This window comes from Nocardioides iriomotensis, from assembly GCF_004168035.1.
Lineage (GTDB): Bacteria > Actinomycetota > Actinomycetes > Propionibacteriales > Nocardioidaceae > Nocardioides_B > Nocardioides_B iriomotensis.
Map to the genome: position 1 here is coordinate 160,228 of NZ_SDPU01000012.1, position 13,563 is coordinate 173,790.

Below are 13,563 nucleotides of genomic sequence, written 5' to 3' on the forward strand. Positions count from 1 at the left end.
AGCAGGGCGGGTCGGCATGCGCGCCCGTCGGGTCGCGAGGCCCCGTCGGGCGCGCGGACCGGTTCAGCCGGACGTGGCGCTCGTGCGCAGGATCTCCTTCTCGACCGCGTTCGCCAGGTCGGCGACCAGGCGCGAGTGCCAGGCCTGGTGGGCGGCGAGGTCACTCACCAGCGCGCGGCAGTCCGGGCAGGTCTCGTGCTCCGTGCCCATGACGACACCTCCTCCTCGTGTGTTCCTGCCACCGTGTCACGGCCCCTCGAGCGCGTCTACGGCCGAAGGTCCGGGAGCTACGAGCGCAGCAGGACGGCGCTCACCCGGCCGTCGTCGTCGAGGTACAGGTCGACCGCCCACCAGCCGCGGCACATGTTGTCCAGCACGCGGGGCTGCAGGCTCACCCACCGTCGGCCCTCGAACCCCGCCGCCTGCATCCGCGGCTGACCACGGCACGTGACGTGGTGCTCGTCGTCGACGCGCAGCCGGGACCCGGACGTCGAGGCGAGGGGCGAGAGCAGGTACGGCGGGTCGGTCCAGGTCTCGACCCGGTCGGCGGCCGAGGCGGACACGACGCGGTTGACGTCGACCGGCCCCTCCGCGAGCACGAGCACGCGATCGGCCCACGGCATCCCGATCGTGGGCCCGGGATCGTGGGCGAAGGCGCGCATCGTGCGGGCGAGCCGTCGGCTGTCCCGGTCGGCGAGGCCGGCGGGCCGGCCGCCGTCGGTCACCGGGTCCACCACGTCACGTCGTCGTGACCGCTCTTCCTTGTCGCACTCCTTGTGTGCGACCGGAGCGGCGGCAGGGCTCGCCTGCTCCACCCTCGGCGGGTCCGGACGGCCGACGTACCACCCCAGGCCCGCGACGACGGCCACCGCCGCCAGCGCCGCCCACGCCCACCGAGGGAGGGACCGGGGCGGACGGTCGGGTCCCTGCTCGAGGACGTCGTGCCGGGGCTCCGGGTCCATCGCTCACCTTCCGTTCCCTCTACGGTGCCACCATGCCCGGCACCGCACTAGAGGAAGCACTGGCCGACAGCGAGCTGCGCGAGACCACCGGCCTGGTCGAGACCGCGCCACCGGGCCTCGGCCAGGCCGAGGTGCTGCTGCACGAGTCACCCGAGGGCGCGCTGACCTGGCACCGTCCGGGCGAGACCGCCCTGGTCGCGGACGGTGCCGACCGGGTCCGGCGTTTCGTGTTCGACGTGGTGGACCGGGCGGTCGAGGCGTTCGAGACCCGGGCGCGGCCGCACCGGCTGAACGTCTTCCCCGACGGCGTCGAGGCCGACCTCCCCACGCTCGCCGCGCAGGGGCGCATGCTGCTCCTGGTGCACGGCACCGCGAGCACCGCCGCCAGCGGGTTCGGCGCGATGCCGGACGCGCTGCTGGCCACCCTCACAGAGCGGTACGGCGGCCGGGTGGTGGCGTTCGAGCACCCGACGCTCTCGGTGACGCCCGCCGCCAACATCGCCTGGCTCGCGGAGCGGCTCGGCACCGACCGGGTGCCGGTCGACCTGCTCGCGCACTCCCGCGGCGGCCTGGTGTGCCGCCTGCTGGCCGAGCAGCCCGGGCTCACCGGTGGCCGGCTCGACGTCGGCCGCACCGTGCTCGTCGCCGCGCCCAACGCCGGCACAGCGCTCGCCGACGACGCCCGGCTCGGGCAGCTGCTCGACCGGTTGACGACGCTGGCCGACCGGTTGCCCGGCCACCTCGGCCGGCCGGTCCTCGACTTGCTGCTGCGGCTGGTGCAGCAGGTCGTGGTCGGTGTGCTCGACGGGCTCGACGGCCTGGCCGCGATGGACCCGGGCGGGCCGTTCCTGACCGAGGAGCTCAACAAGGGTGCTCCCGACCGGTCGGGCTACGCCGCGGTCGGCGCCGACTACGAGCCGCGTCCCGGCTCCGCCCTGGCCCGGGTGGCGCTCGACGGGCTGAGCGACGTGGTGTTCGGCGACGTCGCCAACGACCTCGTGGTGCCGACCGACGGCTGCTACGACGTACCGGGCCTGGACGGGTTCCCGGTCGCCGACCGGCTCGTGTTCGCCGCGGCCGACGCCGTGGACCACAACGGCTACTGGACCCGCGCCGGGTTCGGGGAGCGGCTGCTGGAGTGGCTCGACCCGTCCTGAGCCGGGTGGGCCAGACCCCCGGTTCGTGCCGGGCGTGCTGGGAATGATGACGTAGCAGCGCGCGTTGTCGCGAGTGAACGTCCCCCATCCGATCCGAGGAGCCCCTCCGTGTCCACGACCAACCTGACGGCCGCCGACTTCGAGCAGACGGTCGCCGACAACGACATCGTGCTGGTGGACTTCTGGGCGTCCTGGTGCGGCCCGTGCCGGCAGTTCGCGCCGACGTTCGAGAAGGCGTCCGAGGCCAACCCGGAGATCGTGTTCGGCAAGGTCGACACCGAGGCCGAGCAGGCCTTGTCGCACGCGGCCAACATCACCTCGATCCCGACGCTGATGGCGTTCCGCGAGGGTGTGCTGGTCTTCGCCCAGCCGGGCGCGCTGCCGCCCGCCGCTCTCGACCAGGTCATCGACGCCGTCAAGGGCCTCGACATGGACGAGGTGCACGCCGAGGTCGCCAAGCAGCGCGGCCAGCAGAACTGACGCCCGCGCCGGAGCCCACGCCCTAGTCTGGGCACGTGGATGCACGGGCCTGGGACGAGCGGTACGCCGCCACCGATCTCGTCTGGTCCGCCGGCCCCAACCAGTTCGTCGAGAGCGAGCTGGCCGGGCTACGACCCGGTCGGGCACTCGACCTGGCCGCCGGCGAGGGCCGCAACGCGATCTGGCTGGCCGACCAGGGCTGGGAGGTCACGGCCGTCGACTTCTCGCTGGCCGGGCTCGACAAGGGCCGCGCGGCGCTCGCTCAGCGGCCGGGTGGGCGTGACCTGCACGTCGATTGGGTGCACGCCGACGTGCTCGACTACGACGCCGGCGCCGTGCCCTTCGACCTCTGCGTGACGGCGTACCTGCAGCTGCCGCCCGACGAGCTGCACCGTGCGGTACGGGTGGGGTTCGGCGCGCTGGCCGTCGGCGGCACGTACCTCCTCGTCGCCCACGACTCCACGAACTTCACCGAGGGCACCGGCGGCCCGACCGACCCCACCGTGCTCTACACGGCCGCCGACGTGCTCGCCGCGCTGGACGGCGAGCGGTTCGACGTGGAGCGCGCCGAGCGGGTCGCCCGCCTGGTCGACGGCGGCGAGGACCCCGTCTCCCACCGGGCGCAGCCGGCCCGCACGGCGTACGACGCCCTGGTGCGCGTCGTCCGCACCGGCTGACCCGAGACCGTCCCGGCGCCCGTGGGCCGGTCGTAGAGTGCGAACGTGACCCCCACGCAGCTCAAGGCGTTCGCGAGCGTGGTGCGCTTGGCGTCGGTGAAGGCAGCGGCCAAGGAGCTCGGCGTCACCGAGGCCGCGGTGTCGATGCACGTCGGCCACCTGCGCAAGGAGCTCGACGACCAGCTGTTCGTCCGGACGTCGTCAGGGCTCGCGTTCACCCCGGGCGGGCTGCGGCTGGCCAGCCGGGGCATGGAGATCCTGGGGCTGCAGGACCGCACCGTCCTCGAGGTCGGCCAGGCTCGTGACGGACGCCGCCTGCTGAGGCTGGCCACGACCAGCCTCTTCGCCGAGCACGCCGCCCCCGGGCTGATCGAGCTGTTCGCCGGCCGTGCCGCCGACCTCGACGTCGAGCTCAGCGTCTGCGCGCCGACCCAGATGCCCGGCCTGCTGGCCGCACGCACGGTCGACCTGGCGGTGGGGCCGGCGCCCAGCGCCCCGCCCGACGCGCTCGTGCACAAGGCGTTCCTGAACTTCGAGATCGTCACCGTGGTCGGTCCCACACACCCGCTGGCCGGGCGCACGGTGGCACCGGGCCAGGTCCGTGACCAGCAGTGGCTGCTCGGCCCCTCCGCGGCCCACAAGGAGAGCGTCATCTCGAGCATGATCCGCCGGATCGGTGTCCCCGAGGCGCAGCAGACCATCTTCCAGAGCGAGGCCGCGGCGGTGGAGGAGACCAAGCGGGGCAGCGGAATGGCGCTGGCGGTGCGGTTCGCGGTGACCGCCGACGTCTCCACCGGCCGGCTCGCCACGGTGCACGGCAGCGCCCTGAACGCACGCGGCGGGTGGGCGGCGCTGGCCCTGCCCGCACACAGCCAGACCCCGGCTACCGCCGAGCTGCTGCGGTTCATCACCACGCCCCGGGCGACCCAGGCGATGGTGCACGGGTCGGGTGTGGGCGTCGGGCGGTTCCGCCCCTCCGTGCACGTCACGCTGTGGTCGTGAGCGGCCGGCCACCCGGCACGTCCGGCTGGACGATCACGTCGAGCGCCGCGAGCACGGCACGCAGCGTGTGGGCCGGCAGGAACGCGTCGCAGTAGGGCAGCGCGGCGGCCATCGAGCCCACCAGCGGCTCGAAGCCCGGGGCGGCCACGCGGGGGTTGAGCCACACCACCGCGTGAGCCCGCAGCCGGGCCCGCTTCATCGCCCGGGCCAGCAGCTCCGGCTCGTCGGAGTCCCAGCCGTCCGAGGCCACGACCAGGACGCCGCCGCGCAGCGCCTGCCCCTGCCGGGAGGCCAGCAGCCGGGCCAGGTTGGTGGCCAGCCGCGTCCCGCCGTAGCGGTCGGTCACCTGGTCGGAGGCCAGCGCCATCGCCACCTGCGCCGAGCGGTGCCCCAGCGCCGGGGTGAGCCGGGTCAGCGACGTCGAGCAGGCGAAGGTCTCCGCGCGGCCCGACCGCGCCAGTGCCCGCATGACGTGCAGGTACGCCGTGGAGTAGGCCTGCATCGACTCGCTCACGTCGACGAGCATCGTGACCGGGCGCGGGCGCAGCACCGCGCGTGACCGGCTGAGCTCCACCGGCTCCCAGCCGGTGCGCCGCGACCGCGCGAGCGTCTCGCGCAGGGCGATCCGGCGCCCGCCGGGGACGACCCGGTGCCGCCGGCTGGTTCGCATCGGCCAGCGGCGCAGGGATCGCTCCAGCCAGGCCCCGACCAGCGCGAGCTGCGTCTCGTCGAGGTCCTCGAAGGCGACCTCGGCCACCGCGTCGACAGCGCTGGGCATCAGCTCGGGGAGCGCCTGCCCCTCGGCCGGCTCGTCGGACCCGGTCACCCGCGGCAGCGTGTGCCACGGCAGGCTCTCGGCCGTCGTCGCCTCCTGCGGCCCGGGCGCGAGCGTCGGCTGATGCTCCGCGCCGTCGGGGGCGGTGAGCGCCGCGTCGTCGGGGCCCTCGGCCTGGCCGCCGAGGCGCAGGCCTACGTCCCGGAAGACTTGGTCGAAGAGCCGGTCGAACGTCGCGAGGTCGTGCGGCTGGTGGACCAGCGTCACGCGGCACAGCCAGTAGAGCGCGGTGACCGTGCGCGGCGGCGCGACCGCGAGGCCCTCGGTGAGAGCCGAGAGCGCGGTCGAGGTGACCGGCACGCCGACCGCCCGCAGCCGTTGCCCGAGCGCCACCGCGAACGCCGCCCGGTCGACCGCGCGGAACAGGGGCGCCGCGACGTCGCTCATCCGAAGGCGAAGGTGTCGGCGGCCTCGGCGAGGAGGTCGCGGTCGTCGGGGGTCTTGGCCAGCGCGCTGATCGTCGCCAGCACGTCCTCCCGGACGAGCGAGGTGGCGCCGAGCACGGCGAGGGCCGCGACCCAGTTGATCGCCTCGGCCACCCCGGGGGCCTTGTCCACGTCGAGAGAGCGCACGTGACCCACGAACTGCGCTGCCGACTCGATCAGCGCGGCGTTGGCCTCCGGGACCGTGCGCCGGAGGATCTCGATGGCCCGCGCGGCGGAGGGGAACTCCAGCCAGTGGTAAAGGCACCGCCGGCGCAGCGCGTCGTGCAGGTCGCGGCTGCGGTTGGAGGTCAGCACCACGGTGGGCGGGCGCCTGGCGGTGAAGGTGCCCAGCTCGGGCACGGTCACCGACCCCTCCCCCAGGAACTCGAGCAGGAGCGCCTCGAACTCGTCGTCGGCCCGGTCGATCTCGTCGATGAGCAGCACCGGCGACGCGGGGCCGTCGTAGCGCACGCACTGCAGGATCGGCCGTTCGAGGAGATACTCCTCGGAGAACAGGTCGGACTCGGCGAGCTTCTCGTGCCGCGCCTCGGCGAGGCGGATCGCGAGCAGCTGGCGCTGGTAGTTCCAGTCGTAGAGCGCCTCGCTGGCCGAGAGGCCCTCGTAGCACTGCAGCCGGATCAGAGGCACTCCCAACGCGCGCGCCAGCACCTTGGCGGCGGCAGTCTTGCCCACGCCCGGCTCTCCCTCCAGCAGCAGCGGCAGCCCGAGGCGCAGCGACAGGAACACCGCCGTGGCGGTGCCCTCGTCGGCGAGGTAGTCCTGCGCGTCGAGCAGCCGCCGTACGTCGTCCGCGCTCGTCGGCGGTACCGCAGGCGGGGCGGCAGTCACGACGCGAGCGACGCGGCGAAGGCGTCGCGGCAGCCGGGGTTGCAGAACCAGTAGTCGGTCCCGTCGTGGTGCAGGTGCGGGGTGTCGGCCATGACCGTCACGGTCATCCCGCAGACCGGGTCGACCGCGGTGCGGGGCAGCGCTGTGGTCGCCCCCGCGGGTGCGGGTGCGGCGGCCAGGCCGTCGACGCGGATCGCGCGCACGATCGCGGCGAGGATGGACAGCGCGATCTCGGGCGCGTTGCGCGCGCCGATGTCGAGGCCCACGTGCGGGTGCACCCGGGCGCGTTCCTCGGGCGTGGGTGCGAGCTCGTCGAGGATCGCGGCACCGCGCGTCCGGCTGCACACCACGCCGACCAGGCCGACCCCCGCGTCCAGGGCGCGGCGGATTGCCGAGACCTCGTCGCCGCCGTGGGTCGAGACGACCACCGCGACGGAACCGGCAGGCCCCGGCACGTCGTCGGCGCGCTGCACGACGAAGCCCAGCGCGGGCGCGAGCGTGGCCAGCGCCTCCGCCGTCGGGGAGGCACCCACGAGGTGCAGCACTGGCGACGGCAGCACCGGCTCCAGGTAGATCTCCATGGCGCCGCCGGACAGGCAGGGGTTCACCACGATGCTGGCGCCCGGCGTCTCCGGGAAGGCCTCGCCCGTGTCAGGGAGCACGCGCAGCAGCACGCCGTCACCGCTGTCGAGCGCGGCGAGCGCGGCGGTGCGCACGGACCCGGCGGCGCAGTGCCCGCCGACGAATCCCTCGATCGAGCCGTCGGCCAGCACGATCGCCCGGTCGCCGGGATGGGCCGAGCTCGGCTCCTGCGCGCGCACCACGGTGGCGCGCACGAACGGCACCCGCGAGCGGGAGAGCTCGTCGATCCGGTCCGACAGGGAGAGGGTCACAGGCACGACCTAGAGGGGAGGGGTGGGACGGCCCTGCATCGCGTCCCAGACCCGTGAGGGCGTCAGGGGCATGTCGGCGTGGCGGATGCCGAAGGGCTTGAGGGCGTCGACGACCGCGTTGACCACGGCCGGCGGGGAGCCCACCGTGGCGGACTCGCCGACCCCCTTCGCCCCGATCGGGTGGTGCGGGGAGGGTGTGACGGTGTGCCCAGTCTCCCAGTGCGGCACCTCGAGCGCGGTTGGGATCAGGTAGTCCATCAACGAACCGCCCAGGCAGTTGCCGTCCTCGTCGAAGGAGATCATCTCCATCAGCGCCATCCCGACGCCGTCGGTGAGGCCGCCGTGCACCTGGCCCTCGATGATCATCGGGTTGATCCGAGTGCCGCAGTCGTCGACCGCGACGAACCTCCGGACCTTCACCACGGCGGTGCCGGGGTCGATGTCGACGACGCAGACGTAGGCACCGAACGGGTAGGTGAGGTTCGACGGGTTGTAGCAGACCTGCGCCTCCAGACCACCCTCGATCCCCTCGGGCAGGTCGCCCGCGCCGTGGGCCTTCATGGCGATGTCCTGGATGGTCACCGAGCGGCTCGGGTCGCCCTTCACTGCGAACGCGCCCTTGGTCCACTCCAGGTCCGCGACCGAGACCTCGAGCATGCCCGAGGCGATGATCCGAGCCTTGTCGCGCACCTTGCGCGCCACCACGGCCGCGGCCGCACCGGATACCGGGGTCGAGCGACTTCCGTAGGTGCCCAGACCGAACGGCGTCTGGTCGGTGTCGCCGTTGACCACCTGGATGTCGGCCGGCGGGATGCCGATCTCCTCGGCGACGATCTGCGCGAAGGTCGTCTCGTGTCCCTGGCCCTGGCTCATGCACGAGACCCGGACGACGGCCTTGCCGGTCGGGTGGACCCTCAGCTCGCACCCGTCGGCCATGCCCAGGCCGAGGATGTCCATGTCCTTGCGGGGTCCCGCGCCGACGGCCTCGGTGAAGAACGCCACCCCGATGCCCATGAGCTCCCCGCGCGCCCGCTTCTCCTCCTGCTCGCGGCGGAGGTCGTCGTAACCGGCGATCTCGAGGGCAACGTCGAGCGCACGTTCGTACTCGCCCGAGTCGTAGACCCAGCCGGTCTTGGTGGTGAACGGGAACTGGTCGGGCTGGATGAAGTTGTTCCGCCGGAGCTCGACCGGGTCCATCTTGAGCTCGTAGGCCAGGCAGTCGACGATCCGCTCGACGAGGTAGACCGCCTCGGTGATCCGGAACGAGCAGGCGTAGGCGACACCGCCCGGCGCCTTGTTGGTGTAGACCGCGGTCATGTGGCAGTAGGCGGCCTCGAGGTCGTAGCTGCCGGTGAAGACGCCGAAGAAGCCGGCGGGGTACTTCATGGGAGCGGCCACCCCGTTGAAGGCTCCGTGGTCGGCGAGCACATGGGTGCGGACCGCGAGGATCTTGCCGTCCTTGGTGGCGGCGATCTCCCCGCGCATGACGTAGTCCCGGGCGAACCCGGTGCTGGTGAGGTTCTCGGTGCGGTCCTCGATCCACTTGACCGGCTTGCCGGTCAGCAGCGAGCCCACAATGGCGCAGACGTAGCCGGGGTAGATCGGCACCTTGTTGCCGAAGCCGCCGCCGATGTCGGGGGCGATCACCCGGATCTTGTGCTCGGGCAGGCCGGCGACAATGGCGTAGAGGGTGCGGTGGGCGTGCGGGGCCTGGGTCGTCGACCACAGCGTCAGCTTGCCGTCGACCCGGTCGTAGTCGGCCACCGCGCCACAGGTCTCCATCGGCGCCGGGTGCACGCGGGGGTAGACGATGTCCTCCGACACCACGACGTCGGCCCTGGCGAACACCGCCTCGGTCGCCGCGGCGTCACCGGTCTCCCAGTCGAAGATGTGGTTGTCGGTCTTGCCCTCCAGGTCGTCGCGGATGACCGGGGCGTCGGGCGCCAGCGCGCGGCGTACGTCGGCGACGGCGTCGAGGATGTCGTAGTCGACGTCGATCAGCTCGAGGGCGTCGCGGGCAGCGTAGCGGTCCTCGGCCACGACGAAGGCGACCTCCTGGCCCTGGAAGCGCACCTTGTCGGTGGCGAGCACGGCCTGCACGTCGTTGGACAGGGTCGGCATCCAGGCCAGCCCCTTCTCGGCGAGCATCGCGCCGGTGACGACGGCCTTGACCTTGGGGTGGGCCTCGGCGGCGCTGGTGTCGATGTGGGTGATCCGGGCGTGCGCGACCGGAGACCGGAGGATCGCGAGGTGCAGCATCCCGGGCAGCTGCACGTCGTCGCAGTACCGCCCGAGCCCCCGGATGAACCGCGGATCCTCCTTGCGGAGCATCCGGCCGTGCCCGACGGGGTGCTGGTCGTTGTCGGCGTGCTCGAGGTCCTCGGCGACGGCGGCGACGCCGGGCTCGTCCACCGTGGTCATGACGTGCTCCCTACGGTCTCGGCGTCCGCGTCCGCGGCCGGCCCACCGGGATGGGCGGCGGCCCACTGGACCGAGCGGACGATGGTGGTGTAGCCGGTGCAGCGGCAGATCTGGCCCGAGATGGCCTCCCGGATGGTCTGCTCGTCGGGGTCAGGGTCGCGGTCGAGCAGGGCCCGGGCGGTCATCAGCATCCCGGGCGTGCAGAAGCCGCACTGCAGGCCGTGGCAGCGCATGAACCCCTCCTGGACGGGGTCGAGGACGCCGTCCCGCTCGAGGTCCTCGACGGTGCGGACCTCGTGGCCGCCCGCCATCGCGGCCAGCACCGTGCAGGTCTTGACCGGCTCCCCGTCGAGCCACGCGACGCAGGTGCCGCAGTTGCTCGTGTCGCAGCCCCAGTGCGTCCCGGTCAGCCCGAGCTCGTCGCGCAGGAAGTGGACGAGCAGGAGCCTCCCCTCGATCTCCCGCGTGACGCTCTCCCCGTTGACGATCATCGAGACCTGCATGTCAGTGGTTCCCCTCGCGGTGGTCGTGGGCGCTGTCCCCCCGGGCGCCGGCCTCGATCCGCTCGACCGCACGGCGCAGCGTGCGCCGGGTGAGCTCGTCGGCCAAGTGACGCTTGTAGTCGGCGGTGCCGCGGTTGTCCGTGCTCGGCGAGCAGCTCTCGGCGGCGATCGCCCCGGCCCGGGCGAAGAGCTCGTCGGAGGGCTGCTGTCCGCGCAACGCCTCGGAGATCGCGGGGATGCCGGTGGTGTTGGGCCCCACGGCGGCCAGGCCGACCCGGGCGTCGGTGATCACCGGGCCGTCCATCCAGACCGCGGCGCCGGCCGAGGTGACCGCCCAGTCCCCCGCGCGCCGCTCGACCTTCGCGTAGGCGCTCGACCCGTGCGGACGGATCGGGATCCGGATCTCGGTGAGCATCTCGGCCTGCTCCACGGCCGTCTCGTAGGGGCCGCGGTGGAAGTCCTCCATCGGCACGACCCGCTCGCCGTCAGCGCCGCGGATCACGCAGGCGGCGTTGAGCGTGGTGCAGACCGCGGACAGGTCCTCGGACGGGTCGGCCTGGCACAGCGAGCCACCGATCGTGCCGCGGTTGCGCACCACCGGGTCGGCGATGACCGTCTCGGCGTCGGCGAAGATCGGAAACAGTGCCGCCAGCTCGGGCGACTCCAGCAGCTCCCGGTGCCGGGTCATCGCCCCGATCCGGACCTCGTCGGCGCCGACCCGGACGTAGCCGAGCTCGTCGTGCAGGTCGTTGATGTCGATGAGGTACTCGAGGTTGGCCAGCCGGAGCTTCATCATCGGGATCAGGCTGTGCCCGCCGGCGACGAGGCGGGCCTCGCTGCCGAGCCTGCCGAGCAGCCCGATCGCGTGGTCGACACTGGTGGCCCGTTCGTACTCGAACGGCGCAGGAACCTGCATAGGTGACCCCTCTCGACAACGCGTGTGACCGCGGTCACACCCACCATCGACCCGCCCGAGTCGGGCGTCAACAACCACCTAAGCGTGGGCTTAACTCGGGCACTTCGGGATGCCGCCCGCCCGTCCCGGGGTCCGCCTAGCCGGCCGAGCCGTGGGGGTTCGGGGTGTCGGTGTCGCGCTCGGGGCCGCCCTCGGCCGCGTCGGGGTCCTTCTCCTCGAAGTTCACCTTCCGGAGCTGCTTGACGAAGCTGAAGCACAGCAGCACCACGGCCACGACCAGGCCGAGCCACACGGCGAAGCCGAGCCAGCCGGCCTTGACGTCCTCGGGCTCCGGCGCCTGCCGCGCGGCCAGGACCACGACGTCCATGATGGTGGCCACGAAGGTGGAGAGGGCGTTCATGCCTTCATTGTCCCAGTGAGGTGGCGGACACCCGCGAAGAGGTCGTCCTCCGGGGTCTCGACGTCGACCAGGGACCGCGCGAGCTCGTAGTCCTCGGTCGGCCAGGCCGCCTGGTGAATCGCCAGCGGCACCGCGAACCACGGCCCGTCAGGGTCGATCTGCGTCGCGTGCGCGAGCAGCGCCTCGTCGCGCACCGGGAAGTAGTCAGCGCACGGTACCCGCGTGGTGATCCGCGCCGCGTGCACCGGGTCGGGCTTCCACTCCGCCAGCCGCTCGGCGTACGGCGACTCCATGCCCTGCGCGATCATCGCGTCGTGCAGCGCCTGCGTGCGCTCGCGGTGGAACGAGTGGTGGTAGTAGAGCTTGAGCGGCTGCCACGGCTCGCCCGTGTGGGGGTAGCGGTCCGGGTCGCCGGCCGCCTCGAACGCCGCGACCGCGACGTTGTGGCACATGACGTGGTCCGGGTGCGGGTAGCCGCCGTTCTCGTCGTACGTCGTCATCACGTGCGGCTTGAAGTCGCGGATCAGCCGGACCAGCGGCTCGGCGGCCTGCTCGAGCGGCACCAGGCCGAAGCAGCCCTCCGGCAGCGGCGGCTTGGGGTCGCCCTCCGGCCAGCCCGAGTCGACGAAGCCGAGCCAGTCCTGGCGCACGCCGAGGATCTCGCGCGCCCGGTCCATCTCGTCCCGGCGGATCTCGGTGATGTTGGCGAGGACGTCGGGGCGGTCCATCTTGGGGTTGAGGATCGAGCCCCGCTCGCCGCCGGTGCAGGTGACCACGTGGACGTCGACGCCCTCCGCGACGTACTTCGCCGTGCTCGCCGCGCCCTTGCTCGACTCGTCGTCGGGGTGGGCGTGCACGTGCATGAGGCGGAGCCCGGCACCGGGCGCGGAGAGGGACATGCGGTGAATCCTAGAATGACGCCGTGACCGACCTCGCCGAGCGCTACGGCTCCCCCAGCGCGACGCGTCGCAGGGTCGTCGTCGCCGTGGTCGTCGTCCTCGCCGGCGCGGCCCTCGCCTGGCTGGGCTGGGTCATCCTGGTCCAGGGCCGGCCGCTCGTGCAGTCGGACCTCGTCGGGTTCGAACCGGTCGACGAGCACGCGGTGAGCGCCACGTTCACCGTCGTACGGCGGGACGAGGACGTCGCTGCGTCGTGCCTGCTGCGCGCCGTGGCCGCGGACCACGCGATCGTGGGTGAGCTCGACGTCGCGGTCGGTCCGGGCGGCAGGGCGACCGAGACCCTGGAGCGCACCGTGCGCACCGAGCGTGCGGCCACCTCGGTCGACGTGGTCGGCTGCACCGCGGACGGGCAGCCGCGGCGGCGCTGACGGCCGGCCACCCCGCGTCCCGCGCTTTCGACGATTTGGGGACGCCCGGGGCCCGGTTGGTAGACTCTTCTACTTGCCTTGAACACGACCGGGTGGTCGCTTGGGCACGTGCGTGCCACGAGCGCCCCGGTCCACCCCTTCCACACAGGAGCACCCAGCAGTGACGCAGTCCAGTGAGCAGAACACGATCTGGCTGACGCAGGACGCCTACGACAAGCTCAAGTCCGAGCTCGAGAACCTCAAGGGCCCTGTGCGCCAGGAGATCATCGAGCGGATCAGCAACGCGCGCGACGAGGGCGACCTCAAGGAGAACGGCGGCTACCACGCCGCCCGCGAGGAGCAGGGCAAGACCGAGGCCCGCATCCGTCAGCTCGAGGACATGCTGCGTCGTGCCGAGGTCGGCGAGACCCCTGCCGACGACGGCGTCGTCGAGCCCGGCATGAAGGTCACCTACAAGTTCGTCGGCGACGACGACACGGAGGTCTTCCTGCTCGGCGCCCGCGAGATGGAGGACACCACCGACGGCCTGACCGTCTACTCCCCGCAGTCGCCGCTCGGCAAGGCGATCATCGGCAGCAAGGTCGGTGACACCGTCGCCTACGAGGCTCCCAACGGCAAGGAGCTCAAGGTCGAGATCGTCGACGCGACGCCCTTCACCGGCTGACGCACCCCGTCATCACGACGGCCCGCGACCTGGTGGTCGCGGGCCGTCTGCG

The 13,563-nt window shown here is 72.8% G+C and carries 16 protein-coding genes; 6 read left to right on the forward strand and 10 right to left on the reverse strand.

Annotation, left to right across the window (positions count from 1 at the left end):
• Window positions 1-63: 63 nt before the first annotated feature.
• Both ETU37_RS23085 and ETU37_RS04760 read right to left on the reverse strand, forming a co-directional pair.
• On the reverse strand, window positions 64-210 hold the full coding sequence (locus tag ETU37_RS23085; protein ID WP_165372404.1) for a hypothetical protein: 147 nt from the start codon (window positions 208-210) through the stop codon (window positions 64-66).
• A gap of 77 nt (window positions 211-287) precedes the next feature.
• Window positions 288-962, reverse strand: a complete 675-nt coding sequence (locus ETU37_RS04760) for a hypothetical protein (protein WP_129985831.1) — start codon at window positions 960-962, stop codon at window positions 288-290.
• Window positions 963-994: 32 nt separating this feature from the next.
• Here ETU37_RS04760 and ETU37_RS04765 point away from each other — a divergent pair, with 32 nt between their 5' ends.
• The 4 genes from ETU37_RS04765 to ETU37_RS04780 all read left to right on the forward strand — a co-directional run bounded on the left by ETU37_RS04765 (window position 995) and on the right by ETU37_RS04780 (window position 4,278).
• Window positions 995-2,119: an esterase/lipase family protein gene (locus ETU37_RS04765; protein WP_129985833.1), complete on the forward strand. Its 1,125-nt coding sequence runs from the start codon at window positions 995-997 to the stop codon at window positions 2,117-2,119.
• A 108-nt stretch (window positions 2,120-2,227) separates the two neighbouring features.
• On the forward strand, window positions 2,228-2,599 hold the full coding sequence (gene trxA / locus ETU37_RS04770) for a thioredoxin (RefSeq protein WP_129985835.1): 372 nt from the start codon (window positions 2,228-2,230) through the stop codon (window positions 2,597-2,599).
• 35 nt (window positions 2,600-2,634) lie between these two features.
• Entirely contained in the window at window positions 2,635-3,276 is a 642-nt protein-coding gene (locus ETU37_RS04775) for a class I SAM-dependent methyltransferase (RefSeq protein WP_129985837.1), read from the forward strand.
• Between the two features lie 45 nt (window positions 3,277-3,321).
• Window positions 3,322-4,278: a LysR family transcriptional regulator gene (locus ETU37_RS04780; RefSeq protein ID WP_129985839.1), complete on the forward strand. Its 957-nt coding sequence runs from the start codon at window positions 3,322-3,324 to the stop codon at window positions 4,276-4,278.
• On the opposite strand, the gene ETU37_RS04785 is transcribed toward ETU37_RS04780, so the two are convergent.
• The 8 genes from ETU37_RS04785 to mca form a co-directional block, all read right to left on the reverse strand.
• Window positions 4,262-5,500, reverse strand: coding sequence for a vWA domain-containing protein (locus ETU37_RS04785; protein ID WP_129985841.1), 1,239 nt, complete (start codon window positions 5,498-5,500; stop codon window positions 4,262-4,264). The genes ETU37_RS04780 and ETU37_RS04785 overlap by 17 nt on opposite strands.
• On the reverse strand, window positions 5,497-6,387 hold the full coding sequence (locus ETU37_RS04790; protein WP_129985843.1) for an AAA family ATPase: 891 nt from the start codon (window positions 6,385-6,387) through the stop codon (window positions 5,497-5,499). Before ETU37_RS04790 ends, ETU37_RS04785 begins: the two co-directional genes overlap by 4 nt.
• Window positions 6,384-7,280 (reverse strand): XdhC family protein, encoded by an 897-nt coding sequence (locus tag ETU37_RS04795; RefSeq protein ID WP_129985845.1) that lies wholly within the window; start codon window positions 7,278-7,280, stop codon window positions 6,384-6,386. Before ETU37_RS04795 ends, ETU37_RS04790 begins: the two co-directional genes overlap by 4 nt.
• Window positions 7,281-7,289: 9 nt before the next feature.
• Entirely contained in the window at window positions 7,290-9,701 is a 2,412-nt protein-coding gene (locus ETU37_RS04800; RefSeq protein ID WP_129985847.1) for an aerobic carbon-monoxide dehydrogenase large subunit, read from the reverse strand.
• Window positions 9,698-10,204 (reverse strand): (2Fe-2S)-binding protein, encoded by a 507-nt coding sequence (locus ETU37_RS04805; protein WP_129985849.1) that lies wholly within the window; start codon window positions 10,202-10,204, stop codon window positions 9,698-9,700. The genes ETU37_RS04800 and ETU37_RS04805 overlap by 4 nt, the downstream gene beginning before the upstream one ends.
• Before the next feature lies 1 nt (window position 10,205).
• Window positions 10,206-11,120, reverse strand: coding sequence for an FAD binding domain-containing protein (locus ETU37_RS04810; RefSeq protein WP_129985851.1), 915 nt, complete (start codon window positions 11,118-11,120; stop codon window positions 10,206-10,208).
• A gap of 136 nt (window positions 11,121-11,256) precedes the next feature.
• Complete coding sequence (locus tag ETU37_RS04815; protein ID WP_129985852.1) at window positions 11,257-11,520, reverse strand: hypothetical protein; 264 nt, start codon at window positions 11,518-11,520, stop codon at window positions 11,257-11,259.
• Window positions 11,517-12,419 carry a mycothiol conjugate amidase Mca gene (mca, locus tag ETU37_RS04820; RefSeq protein WP_129985854.1) on the reverse strand — a complete coding sequence of 301 codons (903 nt, stop codon included), beginning with the start codon at window positions 12,417-12,419 and terminating at the stop codon, window positions 11,517-11,519. Before mca ends, ETU37_RS04815 begins: the two co-directional genes overlap by 4 nt.
• Before the next feature lie 23 nt (window positions 12,420-12,442).
• On the opposite strand from mca, the gene ETU37_RS04825 reads away from it, so the two are divergent.
• Together ETU37_RS04825 and greA are read left to right on the forward strand one after the other, a co-directional pair.
• Complete coding sequence (locus tag ETU37_RS04825) at window positions 12,443-12,847, forward strand: DUF4307 domain-containing protein (RefSeq protein ID WP_129985856.1); 405 nt, start codon at window positions 12,443-12,445, stop codon at window positions 12,845-12,847.
• 160 nt (window positions 12,848-13,007) lie between these two features.
• Window positions 13,008-13,511, forward strand: a complete 504-nt coding sequence (gene greA, locus ETU37_RS04830) for a transcription elongation factor GreA (RefSeq protein WP_129985858.1) — start codon at window positions 13,008-13,010, stop codon at window positions 13,509-13,511.
• Window positions 13,512-13,563 lie beyond the last annotated feature (52 nt).